Genomic DNA, 25,754 nt, shown 5'->3' with positions numbered 1-25,754 from the left:
TTTATGAATACCAAAAATTTAATAACTATTGTAGGGCCAACAGCCATTGGTAAAACAGCATTAAGTATCAAGCTTGCTAAACAGTACAATGCACCGATTATCTCTTGCGATTCAAGACAGTTTTACAAAGAAACTAGCATAGGCACCGCGGTTCCTACTAAAGAAGAACAAGCACAAGCCCCCCATTACTTTATTCAAGACCGTTCTATTTTTGATGACTATAATGTAGGACAATTTGAACGTGATGCTTTAGATAAATTAGAAGATTTATTTGAAAAACACGAGGTTGTAATAATGGTTGGTGGTAGCGGATTATATGTAGATGCTGTGCTAAAAGGACTTGATCATTTTCCTGAAATAAATCCAGAAGTTCGCAAACAGCTAAACAAAGACCTTGAAACGAACGGAATCATTTCATTACAAGAAAGATTGAGACAATTAGACCCCGAAACTTATGATGCCATTGCTTTAGATAATCCACACAGAGTAATCAGAGCCTTGGAAGTTTGTATTGGGAGTGGAAACACTTATTCCTCCTTTAAAAATAAACCAAAAACACCGAGAAACTTTAATACTGTAAAAATCGGGATCAAAGCGGATCGTGAAATTATCTATGACAGAATCAATCAACGCGTGGATATTATGATAAAAGAAGGGCTTTTAGATGAGGCTAAAGCAGTTTATCCACACAAAGAACTTAATGCATTACAAACCGTAGGATACCGGGAGTTATTTTCGTATTTTGATGGCACATACGACTTAGATTTTGCCATCTCTGAAATCAAAAAAAACACAAGAAGGTTTGCCAAAAGACAAATAACTTGGTTTAAAAAAGACCCGGAAACCATTTGGTTTGACTATCTTTCGGATACGAATATAATTTTTGAGGTTGTTTCTAAAAAATTAGCACCCCAAAACTCCTAAACACTGTAGATATGTCTCCACTTCCTAAGATTATTGAAAGTTCAAAAAAGATTAGATTTCAAGATTGTGATCCTTTCAACCATCTAAATAATGGTAGGTATGTAGATTATTATATCAATGCTCGTGAAGATCAGGTTTTAGAAAATTACGGAATTGATTTATTCAAAATCATCAAAGAAGAAGGTTTAGGCTGGGTTGTGGCTAACAACCAAGTGAGTTATCTTAAACCCGTTTTCACGATGGAAACTGTGGTGATAGAATCGCAACTTATAGGACATTCGCCAAAGCATTTACAAGTTGAAATGCGAATGTTTAATGCGGATAAAAGTATTTTAAAATCTGTTGCTTGGTTTTCTTTTGTTCCTTTTAATTTAAGAAAAAACAAGGTAGAACTTCACGAAGAAAAGTACTCAAAAATCTTTACCGAAGTTCTTTTAGAAATTCCGCAAAAAACATTTGAAGCAAGAGAATTATTCTTTCGATCTCAACAAAAAAGAAAATAAACTTCACTTCCCCAAAATTACAGTTTTCAAGGAATAAATATGTCTAAGTTTTAAGTATATTTGCGCTTGATAAAACAAAAGATTTCAAAATGAATACTGTAGAAAATTTTAAAGAATACGTACAAGATATAACTTCAAAAGAAGGATATGCTAAACCTTTAGCTTTTGGATTAGGAATTAGAAAATCCAAAGGAGATAAAACTTTAGATGTAAACTTCCCTTCAATAAACTGGGATAGCGCCTTTGGAACAGCAGCTTTATTACAAGATGTTACAGGATACACTTCTTCGGAAAATGGATTTATTTCAGTTTCTAAGGAACAATTGCAAAAAGCCTTTGATAATTTTGCAGCATTTCATTCTGAAATTGAAAAACACCCTAATATTGTTTTAATCAAACAATTATTAGATAATTATAATCAACCTGAAGGATACCAAGCAATTGATGTTGTAGCGTATTTCTTATTTGATAAAGATACAGCTGTAGAAAATGCTGTTGAAGCTTACTTTAAATTACAATGTTTATCTCAATTACACGTAAAACCTCATGGTTTGTCTTTAGAGGGTGTTTTTGGAAAATTAAACAATGTTGCTTGGACGAATCAAGGACCTATTTTACCTGAGGACTTAAGTGCTGAAAGAATTAAGGCTACTTTTAAAGGAGAAAGTCTAAATGTAACTCATGTGGATAAATTTCCATATATGGTTGATTACCATGTACCGAATGGGGTAAGAATCGCCTCAGCTTCTCAAGTAAGATTAGGAGCACATGCTGCAGAAGGAACAACAGTAATGCCAGCAGGATATATTAACTTTAACGCAGGTACTTTAGGAAACGCTATGATTGAAGGTAGAGTTTCTGGAGGAGTTGTTGTTGGACATAATTCTGATTTAGGTGGTGGAGTATCTATCATGGGAACTTTATCAGGAGGTAATAAAAATGTAATTTCTATAGGGGATAAATGTTTATTAGGAGCTAACTCTGGTACAGGAATTTCTCTTGGTTTTGGATGTACTATTGCTGCAGGTGTTTACGTTACAGCTGCTGCTAAAGTATGGTTGTACGATGAAAATAAAAAACCTATTGATATCAATGGAGCTTCTGTAGAGGAAGGACAAAACATTGTAAAAGGAGCAGAATTAAATGGTAAGGATAAATTATTATTCTTAGTAGATAGTACTAACGGTCATTTAGTTTGTAGACCTAATCCTAAAACAATTGAATTGAACGAAAGCCTTCATACTTCAAATGATTAATTGAAATATTCAAACTCATAAAAAGCCACACTATTTTTTTTAGTGTGGCTTTTCTTTTTCACAACAAAAAACCCATAGATCGATTTAGTATTATAAATATACAACTCTTTTTCAACCAAAAAAATGATAACAGTCATGTTTTTAGATTATTATTGAAATTTATTTAGATCATCATATGATATTTATCATAGATTTTTTTTCTTTATTCCAACAACTTTGTATAAAATTAAAGAACTTAAATAATGACTAAAAAAACATCTACACACTCATTTCACATTCCTGTGATGGGTTTAGCGTTTACTGTTGATAGCCCTATAAAAATTGCTAAATATGGAATCTCATCGGTTGTTTCTATTGTTGACGACATTCTGATAGAAAACATGAATTCATTTTATAGTGAAAAATACAGTTTACCATTCAAGAAATATTCAACAAAAGATCCAGAAGCAAGATCAAACAGAATTACTTCTTATCTGAATAATATGGATACTATTGTGAAACAAAAATTTCATGATTTCAAGTTGTCTTTAACAGAAAAAAAAGAAGCGCTAGATAATTACTTAGATTTACTGCCAGACATTTCTGAGGTTAAAAAAAGTCTTGTTCAAATGGTGGAAAATAATACGCCTAAAGAGGTCATTCAAAATTGGATTCAAGAAAACTTAGCACCAGGAAGTATTGATGTGAACATCATGACCAAATTGGACAACGGACGTATGCATAAAAACGAGGCACTTCCCTCCCACTACAATGATGCACACACCGCTTTAAAAGGTTTTGCTGAAAGTACTTTAAAGTCTTCCATCGTATTATCAGCAGGAATGAACCCTAGACTATATAGCTATTTTGAACAATTTGAAGACTTTTACCCAAATGAGTTGGATCAGTTAAACAAAAAAATAATCTTGAAAGTTAGCGACTACAGATCGGCAACTATTCAGGGAATGTTTTTCGCTAAAAAAGGATTGTGGGTTTCTGAATATAGAATTGAATCAGGTTTGAACTGTGGTGGACATGCCTTCGCGACAGAGGGACTATTATTGGGTCCAATTTTGGACTCTTTCACAGAAAACAAACAAAGTTTAATAGAAAACACGTTCGAAACCTATAAGGCAGCCTTAGAAGCCAAGGGGAAACATGTTCCAGCAAAGCCATTAGATATTGAGATTACTGTTCAAGGAGGAGTTGGTACCGCTAGTGAACATCAATTTTTACTTGACAACTATGATGTCAATTCTGTAGGATGGGGATCACCCTTTTTATTAGTCCCAGAGGCCACTACCGTAGACCCGGATACCTTGGAGGTACTATCTAAAGCCAAAGAAGAAGATTTATACTTAAGTAATATTTCACCTTTAGGTGTCCCTTTTAATAGTGTCAAAGGCGTATCCAATGACGCCTATAAACTTTCTAAGTTAAAAAATGACAATATAGGTAGTCCTTGTCCTAAAAAATTCTTGGCTCTGAATAGAGATGAAAATGGAAAATCAATTTGTACTGCCTCTCAAAAGTTTCAAAATGCTGAAATTGAAAAATTAAAATCTGAGAATTTATCAGCAGAACAATACAAAGATAAATTTGCAAAAATCACAGAAAAATCATGCTTATGTATTGGATTAGCAAATGCTGGTTTGATTGAACATGAAATAGAATCTAAAGACAAAAAAGCCGGAGTTTTGGTATGCCCAGGACCTAATATCGCTTACTTTGACAAAAAGGTATCTTTAAAAAATATGGTGCAACATATCTATGGGAAAGCGGCTAATTTAACACCTATATCAAGACCCAATATGTTTGTTAAAGAACTGGAGATGTATGTTCAATATTTCAATGAAAAATTTGAACAATTTAAAATCAGTCCTGACAAGAAACAGGAAAAATACCTGAATAAATTCTATAAAAACCTGAATGAAGGTATTTTATATTACAAATCTATTTTTAAGGATGCTGATTTCATTAACGCTTTTACATCTTTAGAAGCAAAAGTACAGACATTTTAAAAGAAGAGAAATCATTTTTTATCAAGCCATCAGTTTTATAACTGATGGTTTTTTTTTATCTTTGAATTCCCCTAAGAATTATTTATGAAACCTGATAAACATAGTAAAAATGGATTGCTCTCAGCTTTTAAAGCTATGTTTATAGATGATTTTGAAAAGAAGCAAACATTTTACAAAAACTTCACAAAAGAATTCGATTTAGAGTTTTTCAAAAAAAACTTTAAACAAAACGAATTGGTATTACTTTCACCTAATGAGTTAAAATTCAATAATTTTATTGACTTTAAAACAACAACTTCAGAATTTATAAATCTTTTAGGAAGACCAAAATACAGTGAAGTTTCGGATAAAAACCCAAATATAAAAAACTTTGTTTTCAAGGCTAAAGTAGCTGGTATTGGTACCCGATGTAGTGTGATCTTTCATAAAAATAAATTAGTTCTTTTCAACTATGTATTCCCTAACCTAGATAAAAAAGAAAAGCAAATTCTTAAGGACTACAGCGTAGAAAAATTCGGAAACCAACTTAACAAGAAGAAGTATCAAATTATTGATTCTAAAAAAAACAGTTTATTTATTTTAGAAAAAAATAATTCATTGGTTTTTAATTTCTACGCTCCTTCTAAAAACCTGAGAAAAACTTTTGATTGTAAGCCAAAAGAGAAAAAAGTAATTTCTTTAAAAGAGGTAAAAAAATTAAAATCCTCTAACGAATAAGCTTTTTAAAATAAGTACATTCATATTCCTTAGATATTAATTACATTTGCAAAACCATGCAAAAGAACATCAATATACAAAACAAAAAAGCCCGCTTTGAGTATGAAATACTGGAGACCTATACCGCAGGTATTCAGTTAACCGGTACAGAAATAAAATCTATTCGTCAAAGCAAGGCTAGAATAACTGAAAGTTTCTGTGAGTTTAATGATCAATTAGAACTCTTTGTTATCAATATGTATATTGAGGAATACACTTATGGTCATTCTTACAATCACAAGCCTAAAAGTTCTCGTCGTTTATTATTAAACAAAAAAGAATTAAAAAAACTTGAGAAGCAGGTGAAAAATGTTGGACTTACTATTGTTCCTTTAAAATTATTTATCACAGACAAAGGGTGGGCAAAACTAAATATCGCTTTGTGTAGAGGTAAAAAACTACATGACAAACGAAATACTTTAAAAGACAGAGATAACAAAAGAGACCTCGCTAGAATTAAAAAGAATTTCTAAATGAAACAAGTTTTTCTGTGGTTACATATAATTCGATGGAAAAATTTACTACTACTTCTTTTTTGTCAACTCCTTATTAAATACAGGGTTTTTACTTTTTATAACACAAGCCAAAACTTAACTGACATCGAGTTCTTTTTATTGGTTTTTAGTGTTTTAACTATTGCAGCAGCAGGTTACATTATCAATGATTTTTTTGATATTGAATGTGATAAAATTAACAAACCTGATAAGGTATATATTCCTCATAAAATATCAATAAAGCATTCTAAAATTACCTACAGTATTCTTTCTGTTTTAGGTATCATTTCTGGAAGTATTTTATCCATTCATAACGATAAACCCCTTCATATATTTACCTTTTCAGGAATTGTTTTATTGCTATACTTATATTCTTATGGCTTAAAAAAAATAGCTTTGATTGGGAATATAGTTATTGCAAGCCTGATCTGTTTTACCTTAATTTTATTGATCTCATTTGAAACTTACTTGACCAGTACAAATGAAGGAGTTCTATTGATAATTCATTTTGCTTATTTTTCTTTTTTTATAAATATTTTTAGAGAAATCATTAAAGATCTCGAAGATCAAAAAGGAGACTTTAATGCCAAAATGAAAACACTTCCCATAGTTTTAGGTAGAGAAAGAACGGTAAAACTGCTACTTATTTTTTCTTTTATACCTATCTATTTTGTGATCAATTTTGGATTACGAAATCTAGAGAGTAACCTTACTGCCCAAATCATATATTTTCTTATTATTGCCCTTCCCTATTTTATATACCTGTATAAATTATATATTGCAAAAAGTAAAAAAGACTTTACTTGGTTGAGCAATTTCCTAAAAGTTATTTTAGGTTTTGGATTACTTTTATTATTCATTATTACAACATAATTATGTTACAAAAATTAACGGAAAAATTTAATATAATTCTGGCTTCTGGTTCCCCTAGACGACAGCAGTTTTTTAAAGATTTAAAAATACCTTTTACGGTTCAATTATTTAATGTAGAGGAAATTTATGATCCTATATTGAAGAGAGAAGAAATTACAAATTTCTTAGCTGAATTAAAGGCAGAACCTTTTGAAAATATTATAAAAAAAAACGATTTGATCATTACCTCCGATACCATTGTTTGGTTTGAAGACAAGGCACTCGGAAAACCAAAAAACAAACAGGAATCTTTTGACATGCTAAGATCCCTGTCCGGTAAAAGTCACGAAGTTATTAGCTCCATCAGTTTTAAAACGATAAGCGAAATTCACACACTACATGATGTTACAAAGGTTTACTTCAAAGAATTCACAAATGATGAAATTCAATTTTACATCGATACCTACCAGCCATTTGATAAAGCAGGAAGTTATGGAATCCAAGAGTGGTTAGGATACATTGGGGTTGAAAAAATAGAAGGGAATTATTCAAATGTTATAGGACTTCCCCTCCACAAATTGTACGATTTTCTAAAAAACAAAGTTCTTTAACAACGCTATTTTATGCTTTTTTTAGCCTCAGAAATCAGTCTAAAAAACACGATGAAAAAGTTGGAAATAAAAATTCTTAAAACTATAAAAAATAACTACTTTTGTGCCATACTAATAGTAGATAATATATAATGAAAAAATACACTTTTACTGAGCAAAAAGATACTCGTTCTGGTTTTGGAGCTGGTTTAGCAGAATTAGGAAGAACAAACCCAAATGTAGTAGCATTATGTGCTGATTTGATTGGTTCTTTGAAAATGGATAAATTTATTGAAGAGAACCCTGAACGTTTTTTTCAAATCGGAATTGCTGAGGCAAACATGATTGGAATTGCTGCAGGTCTTACTATTGGTGGTAAAATTCCATTTACGGGTACTTTTGCTAACTTTTCAACAGGTAGAGTTTACGATCAAATTCGTCAATCTGTTGCTTATTCTGATAAAAATGTAAAAATTTGTGCATCTCACGCAGGTTTAACTTTAGGAGAAGATGGTGCTACACACCAAATTTTAGAAGATATCGGTTTGATGAAAATGTTGCCTGGTATGACTGTAATCAATACTTGTGATTACAATCAAACAGAAGCTGCAACAATTGCAATCGCAGAACACGATGGTCCTGTTTATTTACGTTTTGGTCGTCCGGTAGTACCAATCTACATGCCTAAACATACAGATACAGAACACGAAAATAAATTTGTAATAGGGAAAGCAATTAAATTAACTGAAGGTGCTGATGTAACCATAGTAGCAACAGGACATTTAGTATGGGAGGCATTGCAAGCATCTGAGCAATTAGAAGAACTTGGAATCTCTGCTGAAGTATTAAACATGCATACCATCAAACCTTTAGATGCTGCTGCAGTATTAGAATCTGTTGCCAAAACAGGATGTATTGTTACTGCTGAAGAGCACAACTACATTGGTGGATTAGGAGAAAGTATTTCTGGTGTTTTAGCTAAAAACAACCCTATTCCTCAAGAATTTGTTGCTGTTAATGATAGTTTTGGTGAATCAGGAACTCCTGCACAATTGATGGAAAAATACGGATTGAACGACAAAGCAATTGTTGCAGCTGTTCAAAAAGTGATCAAGAGAAAATAACTATATTTACATAGTAACCTAAAAAAACCTAATATGAAAAAAGTACTTTTGGCTGTTGCTTTCGTTTTCGGAGCACTGCAATTTTCGAACGCACAAATTAGTTATGGTGTAAAAGCCGGTATGAACTTTGACCTTAACGGTGAAGCTATTGAATATGTTACACTTCCTGACGGGATTAGTATTGAATCTGTTGGAAGCAACGGTGGTTATCACGCAGGTGCTTGGTTAAGAGTAAAGATACCTGTATTAGGTTTATATGTACGTCCGGAAATTATTTATACAGATTTATCAAGTGAGTATACCTTGAAAACAAGTATCGACGGTTTTGAATCTACTAAAATAGAAAATTCTTTAACTAAAGTTGATGTACCTGTATTACTTGGATTGAAATTTTTAAAATTTGGAAATGTATTTTTAGGACCAAATCTTCAATACACTCTAAAATCTGAGTCTTCTACTGAATATGGTTCTTTGGACTCTTTGGAAGAAGAAGTTTCTGTCGGACTAGTTCTTGGAGCTGGTGTTGAATTTTGGAAATTAGGTTTAGATGTAAGGTTTGAAACCGGATTTGTCTCTCCTGACGCTAAAGATATCTCTGATATAAATGGACCAGAAGATCTTGAACCTTTATTAGACGCATTGTCTGGTCAAAAACCTAACCAAGTAATTGTAGGTTTATCATATAAATTCTAAAAAAAATTAGTAGAATTAAAAAAAGGGAGTCCATTGGATTCCCTTTTTTTTTGATTTAAACTTTAATTAGATTATCTCCATACACTTCCTGTAGGAAAACTAGCTGTCACATTATCATTCATCGTATGTAACATTGGCGCTGTTTCTTGACCTACTGTTACCACCAATGGCTTAAGCGTAAAAGGAGCTGCACTATTATCTGGATAAGGTTCTATAGAAATCACAGCTGTTTTACCTCTAACATCTAAAGGAAAAGTAACCCCATTCGGAGCATTTTCTAAAAAGTCTTCTCCAGGATATGCCGGTGTACCATCAGCACCACTATAAGGAGCCATCTCATCTGCCATATCTACTGCAGTAAACGTTCCTGTAGTAAGAGGAGTTCCATCGGCAACAACCCAACCTTCATACTTCCACCCTGCCGCCAACGTTGGCAAAGTCAATCCAGCTGTTGCAGGGTCTCCAGGTTTCATAAACCAAATTCCACTTTCATTATTCATTGTGTTTGTGGTATTATCTGAAGGTGTTGCTAAAACAAATTGTCCTGCTATACCCGAAAAATCTGCAATGATTCCAGTTGATAAAGTAGCTGAACTTCCACTAAAATCACCTACTAAGTATTTGGTAGCAGCTGGGGCAGGATCGGTATCGTTTGCTGGTTCAATACTTAAAACAAATTTGGTTGCATTTGCCAATTGTGTTTTGTCTACATCAAATTTTGTTTGTGACAATGCACCTTCGGCATTCACACTAAAAACACCTGTTGTTACTGGAGTCCCGTTAACAATAATCCAACCTTCATACTTATAATCATCACCAAGATCATTTAAGCCATCAATGTCTAATGTAATTTGTGACGTTGAAATTTCTTCTCCTCCTTCATCATCGTTACACGATATGAATGCTGTACTACAAGCTAATAAAGCAATTGCTATTTTTTTCTGTATCATTTTGTTAAGTTTTAAAATTATATTTCAAATTTAAAACCTATCAAAATATTTAAATGTTAGCTAGCTAACATTAAGCGATTTTTTTTAAAATTATTTTTTTGCGGATATACGATAGCAACTTTCATTTCTTTGTAAATAGACTCAAATCCATATAATAAGGATTAAAAAAAGAAGTTTAATTTACTTGTAGTGATAAATTTTGAAAAACAAATTGATTTCGCTCAAATAAAAAACCACCAGCATCTTTTAGCTGATTCATAATAATATTTAAAGTAGGTCTAGAGGTACCGATTAGACTAGCAATATCCTTTTGCGTATAAGGATGCTTTACAATGGTATCTCCTGTTTTTGGACAACAATAACCGTATTCTTTTTTTAAATCTTCTAAAAAAGCTACTACCCTTTCCGTACTATCCTTATATAACAGCAGTTCTAAACGTCGTTCTAGTTTTTTAAATCTAAAATTTAAAAATTTATAAACACTCGTGGTTAAATTTTGATTATCCCGCATTAAATCATGCAATACAGGAATCCCGATCGGGCATATAGAAGTTTTATTATCAATAGATTGGGCAAATTCATTTCGTCTTTCTTGCCCTAAAATTGCTTTTTCTCCAAACAATTCTCCTTTTGTCAAAATCGCCTTTACCACTTCTTCACCGTCTTCTGTATAGTATCCTATTTTAACTTTCCCTTTTTCTATCAGATATACTTTATTTGCTGCATCTTCAGAAAAATAAACATATTCACTTTTCTTGTAAAGATCAAATTCATGACAGCTTTTATACTCTTTAAATTTATGAGGACATAATTTCTGAAATAGATTGATATTTTCTAGGAACCAAATATTTGACATCGTACAGTTTTTTATTATTTCAAGACGAGAATAAATACAGAACCTTACAATAAAAATCAAAAAAGCCTGAGTACAAACTCAGGCTTTTAAAAATTATAAAATCAATTCTAATTAAAGAACTAACAACTTACTTGAAGGTTTGAACTTTGTTAAGTTTATTCCTTCAACAGCCGCTTGGTATTCTTCTAAATTTGGTGTTCTACCTAAAATTGTAGACAACACAACAACAGGTGTAGATGACAATAAAGATTCTCCTTTCTTCTCACCAGAATCTTTTACAACTCTTCCTTGGAACAAACGAGTAGATGTTGCCATAACCGTATCACCTGGCTCTGCTTTTTCTTGGTTACCCATACAAAGGTTACATCCTGGACGCTCTAGATACAACATGTTTTCATATTTTGTACGTGCAGCACCTTTTGGATCATTGTCATCAAATTCAAAACCAGAATATTTTGTCAATACTTCCCAGTCTCCTTCTTCTTTCAACTCATCTACAATATTGTATGTAGGAGGCGCTACCACTAATGGTGCTTTGAATTCAACTTTCCCTTGCTGTGCTTCAATGTTTTTTAACATCTGAGCCAAGATTTTCATATCTCCTTTATGCACCATACATGATCCAACAAACCCTAAATCAACAGTTTTTGTTCCACCGTAGAATGATAATGGACGAATAGTATCGTGTGTATAACGTTTAGATACATCTTCATTATTTACATCTGGATCCGCAATCATTGGTTCTAAAACTTCATCCAAATCAACCACAACTTCTGCATGGTATTTTGCATTAGAATCAGGTCTCAATGCTGGCTTCGCACCAGATTTGATTTCTTCAATTCTCGCATCAGCCTTGTCAACTAATCCTTTAAGAACTTGTTTTTCATTATCCATACCTTTCTCAATCATGATCTGGATACGTCCTTTTGCAATCTCTAAAGATTCAATCAAAGTAGCATCTTCAGAAATACAGATAGAAGCTTTTGCTTTCATCTCAGCCGTCCAGTCAGTAAATGTAAAAGCTTGATCAGCTGTTAAGGTACCAATGTGAACCTCAATGATTCTTCCTTGGAATACATTTTCTCCACCAAACTGCTTTAACATTTGCTGTTGTGTAGCATGAACAACATCACGGAAATCCATATAACCTTTCATTTCTCCTTTGAAGGTTACTTTTACAGATTGTGGTATTGGCATTGTAGCTTCTCCTGTCGCCAATGCTAAGGCAACAGTTCCTGAATCAGCACCAAAAGCAACACCTTTAGACATACGTGTATGCGAATCTCCACCAATAATAATATCCCAATCACCAACGGTAATATCATTCAATACTTTATGAATTACATCAGTCATTGCATGGTAATTTCCTTTAGGGTCACGTGCAGTAATCAAACCAAAGTCATTCATAAATTTCATCAATCTAGGAATATTTGCTTTTGATTTATTATCCCAAACAGAAGCCGTATGACATCCTGATTGGTATGCTCCATCAACAATTGGAGAAATAACTGTTGCAGCCATAGATTCCAACTCCTGAGAAGTCATCAATCCAGTAGTATCTTGAGATCCTACAATATTAACTTCTACACGAACATCAGAACCTGCATGTAAGGTTTTACCTGGAGTATTTCCTACTGCATTTTTATTAAATATTTTTTCTACTGCCGTCAATCCTTGTCCTTCCACAGAGATTTCTTTAGAAGGAGCAAATACTGTAGGAACGTCAATTCCTAGAGTTTTAGCAGCAAATGTTTGAATTTTTTTACCAAATACAACGGCATAAGATCCACCTGCTTTGATAAACTCAACTTTTTGAGGAGTTAAAGCTGCAGAAATATCTTTTACCGCTTTTCCATCTTTATAAAGTTGTTTTTCTTTAGTATTAATAGTCAAAACAGTTCCTGTTTCAACAGAATAATTTTCTTTTAATACTGGTTCTCCTTCTTCGTCAACAATTACATTCCCGTCAGCATCATATTGTTTTACCCAGTTTTGTAAATCTATTCCAATACCTCCAGTTACCCCAACAGTAGTTAAGAAAATTGGTGATATACCATTTGTTCCAGCAATTACCGGAGCAATATTAATAAAAGGTACATAAGGACTTGCTTGAATCCCTGTCCATAACGCAACGTTATTCACACCAGACATTCTAGAAGAACCAACTCCCATTGTTCCTTTTTCCGCTACTAACATCACACGCTTATTTGGGTGTTGTGCTTTCAACGCACTAAGTTCTTTTTGCATTTCTTTATTATGCTCAAAAAGACACTGACCATGCAACTCACGATCTGAACGTGAATGTGCATCAGCACCAGGAGATAATAAATCTGTTGAGATATCACCAACACCTGCGATGTAAGTTACAATCTCTATTTCTTCTTCTACCTCAGGTAAAGTTGTAAAGAATTCACCCTTTGCATAACTCTCTAATAAGTCTTTTGCAATTTCGTTTCCTTCTTTATAAGCTGCCTCTAAACGTTCTGTATCTGCTTCATATAAGAATACTTGTGTTTTTAAAACTTTAGCAGCTTCCAAAGCGATTGCTTCATTGCTCAAAGCTAAATCCAACAATACTTCTACAGAAGGACCTCCTTTCATATGAGACAACAATTCTAAAGCAAAACTTGGAGTAATCTCTTTTACTTCAGAGGTTCCAAGAATAATTTCTTTTAAAAATTTTGCTTTTACACCAGCAGCACTTGTTGTACCCGGTACAACATTATAAATGAAAAAGTTTAGAGAATCTTCTCTGTTTTCATTATTTAAATCTTTAATTTGAGAAATAATTTCGCTCAATAATTCAGCTCCATCAATCGGTAAGGCATGTAATCCCTGACCTTTTCTTTCCTCGATCTGCTTAATGTAATCGTTGTATATGCTCATAATATATTAGGAATTTATAGTTTTAGCATCTCATCCAATGTATCAAATGCTATAGCTATCTATTTGTTAAATAATTTGTTGCGAAATTACAAAATATAGCTTGTATTTAAAAGAGGTCTTGCTATGTTATCAATGAAATTATAAATATAAATGAGATTAGAATTTTAAGAATACTTAAATTATAAATATTCTCAATAAACCTGATTAATTTTACGAATACATTAAAGAATTCACTTTAAACAAACAGAACTTTAGTGGTAATTTCTAATTTTATCCATTTATTAAAGAATCAATAATCGATAAATTGGGCAAAAAAATAAAGTAGGCCGATAAGCCGGATCCTGTTTCTGTTTACACAGACTCTTATCATTTATCTAGTTCCAAAATTACTTATGGAATCAATCTGCCTACCCCTTGGAATCGAGCGAGTAGCCCTCAAGCTCCAATGTACATGGCATTGCATCGTATAGAGTTTACCTGGTTTCACTACAGCCGAACTGTACTTGCTTTCTGTTGCACTTGTCCTCAACTCACGTTGGACGGATGTTATCCGCTATACTACTCTATGATGTCCGGACTTTCCTTTCCTGAATTAAATTCAAGACGATAAGATGGCCTACTTCAATATTGTACTTCATAAAAAACCCACTCTGTGACCAGAGTGGGAAAATTGCTATGAAAAAGATGTTATTAACCAAGAAGTTAATAACTCCACAAAGATAGTTTAATTAAATTTAATAAACGTAACTTTTTCTTTTCTTTTTAAGAGAACATATCTTTAACTTTCTCAAAGAAAGACTTATCAGATACTGTCGGATTTGGGATGAAATTTTCATCATCTAACATACTTTCAAAAAACTTTTTCTGTTTTTTATCTAAAGTTGTTGGCGTCCAAACATTAATATGAACCATCAAATCTCCTGTTCCATATCTTTCAATACTTGGCAAACCTTTTCCTTTCAAACGTAAAATTTTTCCAGATTGAGCTCCTGCTTCTATTTTAATTTTCACTTTTCCTGTAACCGTTTCAATTTCTTTAGACGCACCTAAAACAGCCTCAGAAAAACTTACATACAAGTCATAATGCAGGTTAACTCCTTCTCTCTTTAATTTTTCATGCGGAATTTCTTCTATCACCACTAATAAATCACCAGCAATTGAATTATTTCCAGCAGCTTCATTTCCTTTTCCTGCTACCTTTAATTGCACTCCTTCAGTAACTCCTTCAGGAATATTAATTGTTACAGTTTCTTCAGATACGATTAATCCTTGAGCATCAGCATTACTTGGTTTACTTTTGATAGACTGTCCGGCTCCGTTACAAGTAGGACAGGTTGCTGCAGTTTGCATTCTACCAAGCATTGTATTCGTAACACGCATCACTTGTCCTTGTCCATTACAAGTTCCACAAGTAGAATATTTTACACCTTTTGCTTGAATTTTTCTACGTACCTTAACTTTTTTATCAACTCCATTTGCTATTTCTTCTAGAGTCAATTTTACACGAATACGAAGATTACTTCCTTTAGCACGCACAGGACCACGAGATTGACGTCTTCCTCCTCCGAAGCCTCCTCCGAAAATATCACCAAATTGGCTAAAGATATCATCCATATCCATACCGCCTCCACCGAAGCCTCCAAAACCGCCACCGCCTTGACCACCTTCAAAGGCAGCATGACCGTATTGATCGTAACGTGCTTTTTTATTCTCATCACTTAAAACCTCATAGGCTTCAGCAGCTTCTTTAAATTTTTCTTCAGCTTCTTTATCATCAGGGTTTTTATCAGGATGATACTTTACCGCCATTTTACGATAACCTTTTTTGATCTCACCTGTAGATGCAGATTTTGATAACCCCAACACCTCGTAATAATCTCTTTTTGCCATATTCTTTCAATAAACTACTAACAATCAATAATTGATATCAATGCTAATAAATCAATATTATTATTTTTTATGCTTGTCCGATTACAACTTTAGGATAACGAATTACCTTGTCTCCTAATTTGTATCCCTTTTCAATTACATCAATAATTTTTCCTTTTAAATCATCTGAAGGAGCAGGAATTTGAGTAATTGCTTCATGCAAATCTCCATCAAAAACATCACCAGCTTTTGCTTCAACAACTTCCAATCCTTTTTGTTTCAAAACAGAAGAAAACTTATCATTAATCAAAGTCATACCTTTCAATAATTCTTTGTCTTTCACTTTCTTGATTTCTGCCAAACCTCTGTCAAAATCATCCAAAATTGGCAGTAATGACACCATGATATCTTGTCCAGCTGTTCTATACAACTCGATTCGTTCTTTTGAAGTACGTTTCTTATAATTTTCAAACTCTGCAAAAAGACGTAAATATTTATCTTTTTCAGCCTGAATAAGTTCCTCTGGAGTTGGTTCTACTTTCGCCTCTACCGCCTTTTCTTCCTGAGTTTCCTCGTTTTTATTTTCTTGAGAAACAGCTTGATCTTGCTCTTGTGTTTCTTCGTTCTTTGTTTGTTCTTCTGTACTCATTTGTAATGTTAATTAAAAATACACTCGTAAGTACGCAACAATATTGCCATTGTTCTTACTGTGTCAAAATGTCATAATTCTTATTCATATAAAAATCCCTTTTCTTTTGGAAAAGGGATTTTGCCTGTAGCAACTCCTATGTTGTGTTGCTATTCCTCTATTCGTTCTATTTTTGCTCCTAATGCTTTTAATCTACCTTCAATATCTTCATAACCTCTATCAATCTGATCTATATTATGAATTACTGAAGTACCTTTTGCGGACAAAGCTGCTATTAATAATGAAATACCAGCTCTAATATCTGGAGAAGTCATCGTAGTTGCTTTTAACGATGATTGATGATCCATTCCAATTACTGTGGCTCTATGTGGGTCACACAAAATTACTTTTGCCCCCATGTCAATCAATTTATCTACAAAAAACAAACGACTCTCAAACATTTTTTGATGTATCAAAACAGATCCTTTGGCTTGCGTGGCAACCACCAAAACAATACTCAATAAATCAGGGGTAAAACCTGGCCAAGGAGCATCAGAAACTGTTAAAAATGACCCATCTATATAATTTTGAATTTCATATGATTCTTGTGCTGGAATATAAATATCATCATTTCTTTTTTCTAAATTGATTCCTAGTTTTTGAAACACTCTTGGGATTTGTCCAAGATCTTTCCAACTCACATTTTTGATGGTCATTTCAGATTTGGTCATTACTGCCATCCCAATCCAACTTCCAATTTCAATCATATCTGGTAGCACACGATGAGTACAACCGTTCAATTCTTTTACACCTTCAATCTCCAATAAATTAGATCCTACACCGGTAATCTTGGCCCCCATGCTATTCAACATTTTCGACAATTGCTGGATATAAGGTTCACAAGCCGCGTTGTAGATTGTTGTTTTTCCTGTTGCCAAAACAGCGGCCATTAATATATTAGCAGTACCGGTTACAGAAGCTTCATCTAACAACATATCAGTCCCAAACAACTCCTCAGCATCTACTCCATAAAAATGCTCTTCTCTATTATATCTAAAAGTGGCTCCTAATTTTATGAAACCTTCAAAATGAGTATCTAATCTTCTACGACCAATTTTATCGCCACCCGGTCTAGGAATATAACCTTTACCAAATCTCGCTAACAATGGCCCTACAATCATAATCGACCCTCTAAGAGAGCTACCATCTCTTTTAAATTCCGCAGATTCCAAATACTCTAAATTGATCTCATCTGCCTGAAAAGTATATGTGTTTACGTCGTGTTTTTCAATTTTCACACCTAACTCACCTAAAATAAAGATCAGTTTATTTACATCAATAATATTGGGTATGTTCTCTATCCTAACTTTTTCTGGCGTTAATAACACCGCACAAATAATTTGCAAAGCTTCATTCTTTGCACCTTGAGGAGTTATCGAACCCGATAATTTATGTCCTCCTTCAATTTTAAATATTGCCATTTACGAAATGTATTTTGTAGTAATTATGCTGTGAGAAGAAATAGAAACTAGTTTTTATGACGATTCTGATGTCCTTTATAGTTTCTATTATTTTTATTCTTATTGTTTTTATGATTTTTATGCTGATGATTTGACCCTCCTCTTGAATTCGCAGTCTTTTTTATCAAACTACTACTAGAAGACAATACTTCATCACTTTCTGTCAAATTTATTTTACCATTTGACAAGTCATTTAAATGTTTAAATATTACAGAATCATCCACCGTATCCTTATTCCAGTTCAAATAACACTTTTTCATGTGATTTGCTATATTAAAAATAAGTGCTGTTCTCAATTCTCCTTCATCCCAAGATAAAGCTACCTTTATCATGGTTTGAATATTATGTCCGTAAAAACGGTACTTTGATGCCATTTTAGGATAAGGTAATGGCTCTGGCTTTGCTTCTAATTCAATCTTATCAGGCTTTCCAAAAGGCGCCTCTACATTTAACTCAAAGCGTGACATAATAAACAGCTGATCCCATAATTTATGCTTAAAATCAGGTACATCTCTTAAATGAGGTTGTAAATTCCCCATTACATCAACAATAGCATGCGCCATTTTTTTTCTTTCCTCATCACTCTCCAATGCTACGCAGTGATCTACCAATTTTTGAATATGTCTACCATATTCAGGAATAATCATCAAAGGACGATCCGAATTATATTCTAAATTATATTCCATTAATACTTATAAATAATTACAGAAATCTGCAGTTTATATTTGTGTAGTTTACATATGTGGCTTAGGAAATATGCGAAGTGATGCATTTTTTTCTCTAACCACAAATACTTTCGCAAAGTAACTAAATATATTTGGTTACACAACACAGAAAACAAGCCAATTAAAAATTATTGAACTGCCGTCATAGCAGCACCAATTATGCCTGCGTTGTTTTCATATTTGGCAGATTTTACTGGAGTATCTATTTCTAATGCTTCTTTAAATTTTTCTGTCTTTTTACTAGCTCCACCTCCAAGAATAATTAAATCTGGAGAAAAGGTTGTTTCTGTAAAACGTAAAAATTTCTTAAATCGTTTTCCCCATTTTTTATAGGATAAATCTTCTCTTTTCCTGGCAGCATCAGAGGCATAAAATTCAAATCGTTCATAATCTTTATAAGGAACGGTACCTAACTCTACGTTGGGAACTAATTTACCATCCACAAAAACCCCGGATCCTAAACCGGTTCCGATAGTAATCATAATCACAACACCCGGAACATCCTTTCCTTTTCCTAGTTTAATTTCAGCCAAACCAGCAGCGTCTGCATCATTCGCCACAAAAAATTCCAATCCGGTTATTTCTGAAAATAACGCATCTATTTGAACCCCTACCCAGCTTTTATCAATATTTCCAAAAGAACGAGCTTTACCATTTGAAACTATTGTAGGAAAACCACATCCTACTTTCCCTTTCCAATTAAAATGTGTTACCATTTTACCAACTTCCGTTGCAACATCTTTTGGCTTAGCTCCTAAAGGAGTAGGTATTCTATGTCTTTCCGAAACCAATTCTCCTGTCTCAACATTTACAATAGCTCCTTTAATACCTGTACCTCCAATATCTATTCCCAATATTTCCATATTCAATTTATTTTTATTTAAAATTAATCATTTAAACCTTACATCATAACTGATCCCTGCAAAAAACACTAAAAAATAATTCCCTCTGTCATTTATTTTCTCTTCATGTGATATCCCTAATCCAGTACCAAAAAAATGTTTTTTATCCTTGGTTGAAAAGAAGTAATTGACATCTATTTTCTGTGATTTTAAATCAAAAGTAGGCGCGTTAGTTTCATCAATCGGGTACGGATCAAATTCAGGCGAAAAACCTATTCCGACTCCAACCCCGAAATAATTATCTGCGTCTGCTCTATATTTTCTGTAAGTAAGAGTACCTGATTTGCTAGTTCCTGCTCCGCCAGGTGTTAAATACGTTCTGAATGACCAATAGGCATTCCCGGTATACCAACCAAGAGAACCTGTATAAATAATGGTTGTATCTGTATACTCTAGTCCACGAAATCCTAAAGAAACCTCAAAACTTTTTGGAAGATTTTTGTACAATTCAAATCCATATCTCCATTGCGGAAATAAGGAAGTATTAGAATACCCCCCACTTACATAAGCGTACAAGCCATTGGCTATTCTAGGATATAAATCTAATTCATATTGTACTCCAGTATCTCCAAATCTCCGATCCACATTTACTTTGGCAATCAACGATCCATACTTGGTGTCTCTACCATAATTGATGGTATAATACTCCATCATATCCCGTTCATTTTTTGCATATATATTTACAGCCGTTCTAATTCCTATGGTATTATAGCTTAACAAAAAGGTTAATTTATCTCTATATTTAATGGCATTTTCATTATTCGGATTTTTCTCCAAAACCTGTTCTACAATCCTTAAGGCCTCTTTCCTATGTTGTGTTTTTTCTTGTACTACTGCTTCAAAAAGTCTAAACTCTTCATCGTTTTCAAAATGAACTAGTGCTTTTTCTACCAACTCCCCAGCATGATATGGGTAATCTCCCCAAAACTCATTATTAATTGCAGCGACCCAATCCGATCTTCTTTTAGGATCTTCTTTTAAAATCTTCTCATATTGTTTCCTCGCCTTTTTATAAGCTCCGTCCCAGGCATAAGTACTTGCCAAAAAAGATCGTACATCTAAATAGGTTGGATATTTATCTAAAATAGAAATTAATAATTCTTGAGCTTCTGCTCTTTTTTTATCAAAAGCCATTTCCCGTGCCTTTTCAAAACCGACATCTGGATCCCCTTCAAATTTCTGAGTTTGAGCAAAAACGCCCAATCCCATGAGACAGAAAATAGCAACGAGAGTTATATGTTTTTTTGAGCCTATTTTCATTTCAAAATATTTTTATATTTCACATATTTCAAACTATCTGGATGTTGCCTAGCAATACTATCTGTTACTCGAAAAGCCATTTCTTTTTGCCCCATTCTTTCATGTGCTTTTGCTAATTTGAAATATATATCTGGATTTTTTATATTTCTATTAAAGGCCATATTTGCAAGTGCTACAGATTTGCTGTTTTGATCTGACCACCAATAAAGATCCATCATTGCTAAATAAGCATCATCATAAAAAGGAGATTTTTTAATCGCTTCTAACAAATTTTTCTCTGAATTCTCATAGCGTCCACTCCAAGCATAAATTCTTCCCTTTAAAATTTGAGCATCCACATAATTAGGATACTCTTCTAATACATAATTACATAACAATAATGCTTTATCATATTTTTTAAAAAATGCACTATCTCTTGCTCTAAAAAATATCGCGTCGTAATCCAATCCTTTGGTTTCAGCAATTAACTCTTTCCATACTTTTTTACTGATTTTACTTTTCCGTCTAGGATAAATAACTGCACTTTGTGGTATTAATTTATTTTCTTGTGAAACATAGGCGTTATTTACAATAAACTTATCTAACTCTGCTTGCATTATTTTTTTTATGGAATCATTATTAACTTTATAAATCCCAAAACTTTCTTTAACCTTATACAACTCGTTATCAGAGAGTAAAAAATCTTTATACAGAAAATCATTGATACTGCCTTTATATCTCATCATCGCAATTTTATTCTTATTCCGATAGGTTTTTAGAGTATCCAAACCAGTTCCAACCCATGCTATATTAGAAACTTTCTTTAAATTATAATTTTTATGCAACATAGAAATTATACTCGGAGCAACATCCCAATGCGAACCTACTGATTTCATTTTCTGTGTCTTTTGAAGCATTGGACTATAAATAATAAGAGGAACATGAAACCTACATAATTTATCTTTTTGATTTATTGGAATCAACCTGTGATCCCCTGTAATGACAAAAATAGTATTAGAAAAATCTTCTCTTTTTTTATAATTCTCAATAAAATATTTAATAGATGTATCTGTATAAAGTAATGTTTTAAAAATATCATTATGCTTAATAAGATCTTCTTTATCTATTTTTAATTTATCTGTTCTAATCAAACTATCTAGCTTTGAAGCATATTCTGATCTTTCTGGAAAATTAAAGGGTTCATGATTAGATAGAGTCATGATAACATCTAATCTTGGTTGATCCTCAAGAGGCATTTCATCAAGAGTTCTTCTAAATATTTCTTTATCTGGATATCCCCATGAAAAACCTCCTTGGTTAGAAGGTGTTAATTTATAAGAGGCATTATATTTATCCTGATCAATCACAAGATCTACTTTATTATATTCTAGGAATTTAATCTTTTTATCAAAACTAGATTTATCACCAGAATAAAAAGAGGTATGGTATCCATTTTGTTTTAAAATATTAAACATTGATTTGTGATCTGGTAAAACATCATTCTCTAAAAAACCATTTTCACTCATTGGCAATGACCCCAATAAAGAAGGCAATACTCCAAAAGTTCTTCCAGTATTCGCAATAAAATTCTCCCAATACAACGATTTTTCAGTTAGACTGGTTGTATAAGGCATACAGCCACCCAAACTTTTAGATGTTAAAAACTCTGTTCCCAAACCTTCTACAACCAAAACCACAATATTTGGCGGATTCTTTTTTTCTAAATTAAAAAATGGAGACAAAACATCTGGCACTTGATTCACGTATCTATAAAAAGGATAATCTTCCCTATTGTGTAAATTTAAATCTGCTATTTTTTGTTGTTGCCATTTAAACTCTACAATATCTTGAATAAAATAGCTTGTTTTGTTCTGAAATTTTTCATCATTGATTTCATCAAAATAAAAGATACCAACTCCATGATACACAAAAAGACTCGCAAAAACAGCCATCAAAACCTTTAAATGTGCTCTTTTATCTAAAAAATAATAAAACTCAAAAAATAACATCCAAATAAATAGCAATGGAACAATTTCTAAAACACTTGTTTCTTTTGAGGCTTTCACAATAAAAAATAATTCTTTAATACTATACCCCAAAACATCTGACCCCAAATAAACCATTGAAGTGAGTGCATATTTCACTAAAATAAACTGTACAATTAAAAAGAATGAAAAAAGTGCTAAAAAGGCTTTTTTCTGAAATTCAAATCCAAATATACTCAGTATCAAATACAAAGGTAAAAGACCAATTACAATGGTTACACAGGTCCAAAAATCATTAGTGACTTTGAAAAAATAAAATTCTAAAAAGGAAATCTCATAATTTCCAATTCCCAAAAATATTTCTATGACGCTAAACAAAAAGAACACCAAAAACAACGGAAAAAACAAATATAGATAGTGACTTATGTTCCAAAAATTATTTTTCATAACTATTTCTTTAAATCATTTTTCAACCCTTTTCTAACCATTACTCCCCATTTTTTTTTCTTATTAAAATAATAATCAAAATTTCCTTTTAGAGCAGCGTATAAAATTGCCGTATGCAGAATAAAAGGTTCTAAAAACAGGGTTAATAACATTCTAAATGCGACTCCTTTTTTCTTGTATTCATTATAAGTGAGTTCCTCAGTAAATATTGCTAATAGAGAAAATAATATGGAAAAGAAATATGCTGCTAAAAAAAATGAAAGTGCATAATCCCATCGGAGCCTACCTATATATAGTAAAAAGATAAAATAAAATATCCCAATCACCTCAATAATCGGAGCCATACGTTCATACAAAAACCAATACGGAACACTAATCAAACCTAATTTGCCATACCTCCAATTCAAAGCCATTTTTTTGTGTTTTTTTAAAGTTTCAATTGTACCTCTTGTCCATCTATTCCGTTGAGATATCAATACTTTAAAATTATCAGGTGCCTCTGTCCAACACAAGGGATCAGGAATAAAATTAACCTTATAAGGAAGTTTTGCTTCTTCCATATATCGTCGCATTCTAACAATAATTTCCATATCCTCTCCTACGGTATGTACATCATACCCTCCTACTTTTACTGCTATTTCTCTATCAAACAGACCAAACGCCCCAGAAATCACCAATAATCCATTAAGCCTACTCCATGCCATTCTTCCTAGAGAAAAACTTCTTAAATACTCTAAAATCTGAGAGCTTACCAACAAGTTTTTAGGAAAGTTAACTTCTATCAATTTTCCGTTTTTGATTACACATGAATTGGCTATTCTTATAACTCCGCCCGTGGCAATTACCTTTTTATCTGTAATCTCTAAAAAAGGTTTAACCATTTTTAGCAAAGCATCTTCAATCAACAAGCAATCAACATCTACACAAGCCACAAAACGACTTTTACTAATATTAATCCCTAAATTCAATGCATCGGATTTTCCTCCATTTTCTTTATCCACCACAATTAATTTTTCGAAGGCAGGATTTTTTGATTTAAAAACCCCTGCTCTTAGCGGTTTCGTTTCAATTTTTGAGTCTATTAGATAATTTATTTTCTCTAAATCATATGCTTCTATTAATTTTTCTAAACTATCGTCCGTGCTTCCGTCATTCACAAGAATCACATTATAGTTTACATAATGATTAGAAAGTAAAGACCTTGCGTTATCAACAATATTTAAACTTTCATTATAGGCAGGAGCAATTATAGAAATAGATGGAGAATAATTAGACGCCATAATATTTTTATAATTAATAAACCCGTTCTTTTTAAAATAGGTTATGGTTTCTATAGATGATAAGATTGACAACACCACATACGAGATGATTAGCGTAGCTGAATAAATAATAAACAGATACACAAAAATCATTTCAATAGTATGAAAATATTCTCCCGTCAACTCGCTAAATATTTAATTATTTCTTGTGAATCTTTGTCCACCATAACTTTAACTACTTCTTTAAAAACCTTCACATCTATGGTATTCAACAACTCTAAAGCTTCTAGTTTTATCTCAAAGCAATCATTATCGGCATGTTTTCGTATAAAATCAATATCTGAAGGTAATGCCACGTGATGCAACTCTTGAAAAAACACAATCTTTTCCTCTATTGAAATGGCATCAAATTTTGATATAATCCTGTCCTTTGCTTCTATACTTGTCAAAAACAACAATACCTTAATGGCATCTATACGAATCTCTTTAAAATCATGTTCCAACAACTCCAAAGCATTAGATTCCATATCAAATAGATTGTATATTTTAACTAATTTTAAAGCAAATAAAACCACGTAGTTATTTTTTGAATACAACCAATTTGAAACATCACGGATCTCTTGATCTTGAATGTTTTTTAAAATATCCAAGATCTGAATTTGATTCCACTCTGTCAGAGGTTTATCCAAATCGTCTAAAAAGTTTAGACCTTCAATTTTTTCTATTTTCACAACATACAACTGAGCTTCATTCCTCACAGCATCTTTCTGATGACTTAATAATTCTTTGATGGGTTCCAAAGCTTCTTTCACATTAAAAAGACGCAATTGTCTGATCCCGTTCACCAATCTAAAATCTTCAATAGATGTTAATTTCGAAAGGGCATATTTTTTTAAATCTATCTCTCGATACAAATCATCAATTGCCAACTCAAACTCCCCAGAAATCTCAGTTTTTAATTTGATTAACGTTCCGACAATTGCACTACGCATGTGTCTTTTATAAACATGATTTTTGATAACAGAAATGATTTCAATTTGACGATCGTTATAAGAAACCCCTTCCTCGTACATACTTAAAAACTCAATCAATAAAAGCTCATATTTGTCGGAGAAATTTTTGTCCTTATCAATTTTTCCAAATAAATAGTATCGTAATGCATTATGACCAACAACCAACAAGAAAAGAGAAACAAAGAAAAACATCCCAATAAACCATACAGCACGTATTATAAAGGGGACCGAATTAAAATATTCATATAATGTGTTGGTTACACTCATATACTATTTAATTTCT

The 25,754-nt window shown here is 32.6% G+C and carries 22 protein-coding genes and 1 other RNA gene; 10 read left to right on the top strand and 13 right to left on the bottom strand.

The features are described 5' to 3' along the window. Positions 1 to 3: 3 nt before the first annotated feature. From miaA to AC2DGP_RS02660, 10 genes are all read left to right on the top strand, one after another. Positions 4 to 924, top strand: coding sequence for a tRNA (adenosine(37)-N6)-dimethylallyltransferase MiaA (gene miaA, locus AC2DGP_RS02705; protein WP_484491491.1), 921 nt, complete (start codon positions 4 to 6; stop codon positions 922 to 924). Positions 925 to 935: 11 nt separating this feature from the next. Beyond that, on the top strand, positions 936 to 1,427 hold the full coding sequence (locus AC2DGP_RS02700) for an acyl-CoA thioesterase (RefSeq protein ID WP_484491490.1): 492 nt from the start codon (positions 936 to 938) through the stop codon (positions 1,425 to 1,427). An 89-nt stretch (positions 1,428 to 1,516) separates the two neighbouring features. Next, complete coding sequence (locus AC2DGP_RS02695; RefSeq protein ID WP_484491489.1) at positions 1,517 to 2,683, top strand: tetrahydrodipicolinate N-succinyltransferase N-terminal domain-containing protein; 1,167 nt, start codon at positions 1,517 to 1,519, stop codon at positions 2,681 to 2,683. A 242-nt stretch (positions 2,684 to 2,925) separates the two neighbouring features. Continuing rightward, positions 2,926 to 4,683, top strand: a complete 1,758-nt coding sequence (locus AC2DGP_RS02690) for a hypothetical protein (RefSeq protein ID WP_484491488.1) — start codon at positions 2,926 to 2,928, stop codon at positions 4,681 to 4,683. 84 nt (positions 4,684 to 4,767) lie between these two features. Next, the gene (locus AC2DGP_RS02685) at positions 4,768 to 5,400 is read left to right on the top strand and encodes a hypothetical protein (protein ID WP_484491487.1); all 633 of its coding nucleotides are present in this window, start codon (positions 4,768 to 4,770) and stop codon (positions 5,398 to 5,400) included. Between the two features lie 56 nt (positions 5,401 to 5,456). Then, positions 5,457 to 5,912, top strand: coding sequence for an SsrA-binding protein SmpB (gene smpB / locus AC2DGP_RS02680; RefSeq protein WP_484491486.1), 456 nt, complete (start codon positions 5,457 to 5,459; stop codon positions 5,910 to 5,912). Continuing rightward, positions 5,913 to 6,806 carry a UbiA family prenyltransferase gene (locus tag AC2DGP_RS02675; RefSeq protein WP_484491485.1) on the top strand — a complete coding sequence of 298 codons (894 nt, stop codon included), beginning with the start codon at positions 5,913 to 5,915 and terminating at the stop codon, positions 6,804 to 6,806. A 2-nt stretch (positions 6,807 to 6,808) separates the two neighbouring features. Next, positions 6,809 to 7,396, top strand: coding sequence for a Maf family nucleotide pyrophosphatase (locus tag AC2DGP_RS02670; RefSeq protein WP_484491484.1), 588 nt, complete (start codon positions 6,809 to 6,811; stop codon positions 7,394 to 7,396). A 131-nt stretch (positions 7,397 to 7,527) separates the two neighbouring features. Beyond that, the gene (locus AC2DGP_RS02665; RefSeq protein ID WP_484491483.1) at positions 7,528 to 8,499 is read left to right on the top strand and encodes a transketolase family protein; all 972 of its coding nucleotides are present in this window, start codon (positions 7,528 to 7,530) and stop codon (positions 8,497 to 8,499) included. A gap of 33 nt (positions 8,500 to 8,532) precedes the next feature. Next, on the top strand, positions 8,533 to 9,192 hold the full coding sequence (locus AC2DGP_RS02660; protein ID WP_484491482.1) for a porin family protein: 660 nt from the start codon (positions 8,533 to 8,535) through the stop codon (positions 9,190 to 9,192). A gap of 71 nt (positions 9,193 to 9,263) precedes the next feature. On the opposite strand, the gene AC2DGP_RS02655 is transcribed toward AC2DGP_RS02660, so the two are convergent. The 13 genes from AC2DGP_RS02655 to AC2DGP_RS02595 all read right to left on the bottom strand — a co-directional run bounded on the left by AC2DGP_RS02655 (position 9,264) and on the right by AC2DGP_RS02595 (position 25,738). Continuing rightward, complete coding sequence (locus tag AC2DGP_RS02655; protein WP_484491481.1) at positions 9,264 to 10,142, bottom strand: hypothetical protein; 879 nt, start codon at positions 10,140 to 10,142, stop codon at positions 9,264 to 9,266. A gap of 175 nt (positions 10,143 to 10,317) precedes the next feature. Continuing rightward, entirely contained in the window at positions 10,318 to 10,998 is a 681-nt protein-coding gene (locus AC2DGP_RS02650; protein WP_484491480.1) for a Crp/Fnr family transcriptional regulator, read from the bottom strand. Between the two features lie 111 nt (positions 10,999 to 11,109). After that, positions 11,110 to 13,884 carry a bifunctional aconitate hydratase 2/2-methylisocitrate dehydratase gene (locus AC2DGP_RS02645; protein WP_484491479.1) on the bottom strand — a complete coding sequence of 925 codons (2,775 nt, stop codon included), beginning with the start codon at positions 13,882 to 13,884 and terminating at the stop codon, positions 11,110 to 11,112. Between the two features lie 314 nt (positions 13,885 to 14,198). Beyond that, positions 14,199 to 14,507, bottom strand: an RNA gene (gene rnpB / locus AC2DGP_RS02640) — RNase P RNA component class A. Positions 14,508 to 14,646: 139 nt separating this feature from the next. Then, positions 14,647 to 15,774 (bottom strand): molecular chaperone DnaJ, encoded by a 1,128-nt coding sequence (gene dnaJ / locus AC2DGP_RS02635; RefSeq protein ID WP_484491478.1) that lies wholly within the window; start codon positions 15,772 to 15,774, stop codon positions 14,647 to 14,649. A 67-nt stretch (positions 15,775 to 15,841) separates the two neighbouring features. Beyond that, complete coding sequence (locus AC2DGP_RS02630; RefSeq protein WP_484491477.1) at positions 15,842 to 16,402, bottom strand: nucleotide exchange factor GrpE; 561 nt, start codon at positions 16,400 to 16,402, stop codon at positions 15,842 to 15,844. A gap of 149 nt (positions 16,403 to 16,551) precedes the next feature. Beyond that, positions 16,552 to 17,862: a UDP-N-acetylglucosamine 1-carboxyvinyltransferase gene (murA, locus tag AC2DGP_RS02625; RefSeq protein ID WP_484491476.1), complete on the bottom strand. Its 1,311-nt coding sequence runs from the start codon at positions 17,860 to 17,862 to the stop codon at positions 16,552 to 16,554. A 47-nt stretch (positions 17,863 to 17,909) separates the two neighbouring features. Then, the gene (locus AC2DGP_RS02620; protein ID WP_484491475.1) at positions 17,910 to 18,587 is read right to left on the bottom strand and encodes a DUF4290 domain-containing protein; all 678 of its coding nucleotides are present in this window, start codon (positions 18,585 to 18,587) and stop codon (positions 17,910 to 17,912) included. Between the two features lie 167 nt (positions 18,588 to 18,754). Then, complete coding sequence (gene ppgK / locus AC2DGP_RS02615; protein ID WP_484491474.1) at positions 18,755 to 19,489, bottom strand: polyphosphate--glucose phosphotransferase; 735 nt, start codon at positions 19,487 to 19,489, stop codon at positions 18,755 to 18,757. 27 nt (positions 19,490 to 19,516) lie between these two features. Next, complete coding sequence (locus tag AC2DGP_RS02610; protein WP_484491473.1) at positions 19,517 to 20,788, bottom strand: YaiO family outer membrane beta-barrel protein; 1,272 nt, start codon at positions 20,786 to 20,788, stop codon at positions 19,517 to 19,519. Next, positions 20,785 to 23,199: a sulfatase-like hydrolase/transferase gene (locus tag AC2DGP_RS02605; RefSeq protein ID WP_484491472.1), complete on the bottom strand. Its 2,415-nt coding sequence runs from the start codon at positions 23,197 to 23,199 to the stop codon at positions 20,785 to 20,787. The genes AC2DGP_RS02610 and AC2DGP_RS02605 overlap by 4 nt, the downstream gene beginning before the upstream one ends. Before the next feature lie 2 nt (positions 23,200 to 23,201). Next, positions 23,202 to 24,641: a glycosyltransferase family 2 protein gene (locus AC2DGP_RS02600; protein WP_484491471.1), complete on the bottom strand. Its 1,440-nt coding sequence runs from the start codon at positions 24,639 to 24,641 to the stop codon at positions 23,202 to 23,204. Continuing rightward, positions 24,638 to 25,738 carry a hypothetical protein gene (locus AC2DGP_RS02595; RefSeq protein ID WP_484491470.1) on the bottom strand — a complete coding sequence of 367 codons (1,101 nt, stop codon included), beginning with the start codon at positions 25,736 to 25,738 and terminating at the stop codon, positions 24,638 to 24,640. Before AC2DGP_RS02595 ends, AC2DGP_RS02600 begins: the two co-directional genes overlap by 4 nt. Between the last annotated feature and the right edge of the window lie 16 nt (positions 25,739 to 25,754).

The organism is Flavicella sp. IMCC45537, assembly GCF_057197705.1.
This window is presented reverse-complemented; position numbering and strand designations above follow the sequence as displayed.

What these genes read in the sequence shown, in the direction of transcription:
- miaA (WP_484491491.1), top strand. Translation starts at nt 4, where the DNA reads ATGAATACCAAAAATTTAATAACTATTGTAGGGCCAACAGCCATTGGT.
- AC2DGP_RS02700 (WP_484491490.1), top strand. Translation starts at nt 936, where the DNA reads ATGTCTCCACTTCCTAAGATTATTGAAAGTTCAAAAAAGATTAGATTT.
- AC2DGP_RS02695 (WP_484491489.1), top strand. Translation starts at nt 1,517, where the DNA reads ATGAATACTGTAGAAAATTTTAAAGAATACGTACAAGATATAACTTCA.
- AC2DGP_RS02690 (WP_484491488.1), top strand. Translation starts at nt 2,926, where the DNA reads ATGACTAAAAAAACATCTACACACTCATTTCACATTCCTGTGATGGGT.
- AC2DGP_RS02685 (WP_484491487.1), top strand. Translation starts at nt 4,768, where the DNA reads ATGAAACCTGATAAACATAGTAAAAATGGATTGCTCTCAGCTTTTAAA.
- smpB (WP_484491486.1), top strand. Translation starts at nt 5,457, where the DNA reads ATGCAAAAGAACATCAATATACAAAACAAAAAAGCCCGCTTTGAGTAT.
- AC2DGP_RS02675 (WP_484491485.1), top strand. Translation starts at nt 5,913, where the DNA reads ATGAAACAAGTTTTTCTGTGGTTACATATAATTCGATGGAAAAATTTA.
- AC2DGP_RS02670 (WP_484491484.1), top strand. Translation starts at nt 6,809, where the DNA reads ATGTTACAAAAATTAACGGAAAAATTTAATATAATTCTGGCTTCTGGT.
- AC2DGP_RS02665 (WP_484491483.1), top strand. Translation starts at nt 7,528, where the DNA reads ATGAAAAAATACACTTTTACTGAGCAAAAAGATACTCGTTCTGGTTTT.
- AC2DGP_RS02660 (WP_484491482.1), top strand. Translation starts at nt 8,533, where the DNA reads ATGAAAAAAGTACTTTTGGCTGTTGCTTTCGTTTTCGGAGCACTGCAA.
- AC2DGP_RS02655 (WP_484491481.1), bottom strand. Translation starts at nt 10,142, where the DNA reads ATGATACAGAAAAAAATAGCAATTGCTTTATTAGCTTGTAGTACAGCA.
- AC2DGP_RS02650 (WP_484491480.1), bottom strand. Translation starts at nt 10,998, where the DNA reads ATGTCAAATATTTGGTTCCTAGAAAATATCAATCTATTTCAGAAATTA.
- AC2DGP_RS02645 (WP_484491479.1), bottom strand. Translation starts at nt 13,884, where the DNA reads ATGAGCATATACAACGATTACATTAAGCAGATCGAGGAAAGAAAAGGT.
- dnaJ (WP_484491478.1), bottom strand. Translation starts at nt 15,774, where the DNA reads ATGGCAAAAAGAGATTATTACGAGGTGTTGGGGTTATCAAAATCTGCA.
- AC2DGP_RS02630 (WP_484491477.1), bottom strand. Translation starts at nt 16,402, where the DNA reads ATGAGTACAGAAGAACAAACAAAGAACGAAGAAACACAAGAGCAAGAT.
- murA (WP_484491476.1), bottom strand. Translation starts at nt 17,862, where the DNA reads ATGGCAATATTTAAAATTGAAGGAGGACATAAATTATCGGGTTCGATA.
- AC2DGP_RS02620 (WP_484491475.1), bottom strand. Translation starts at nt 18,587, where the DNA reads ATGGAATATAATTTAGAATATAATTCGGATCGTCCTTTGATGATTATT.
- ppgK (WP_484491474.1), bottom strand. Translation starts at nt 19,489, where the DNA reads ATGGAAATATTGGGAATAGATATTGGAGGTACAGGTATTAAAGGAGCT.
- AC2DGP_RS02610 (WP_484491473.1), bottom strand. Translation starts at nt 20,788, where the DNA reads ATGAAAATAGGCTCAAAAAAACATATAACTCTCGTTGCTATTTTCTGT.
- AC2DGP_RS02605 (WP_484491472.1), bottom strand. Translation starts at nt 23,199, where the DNA reads ATGAAAAATAATTTTTGGAACATAAGTCACTATCTATATTTGTTTTTT.
- AC2DGP_RS02595 (WP_484491470.1), bottom strand. Translation starts at nt 25,738, where the DNA reads ATGAGTGTAACCAACACATTATATGAATATTTTAATTCGGTCCCCTTT.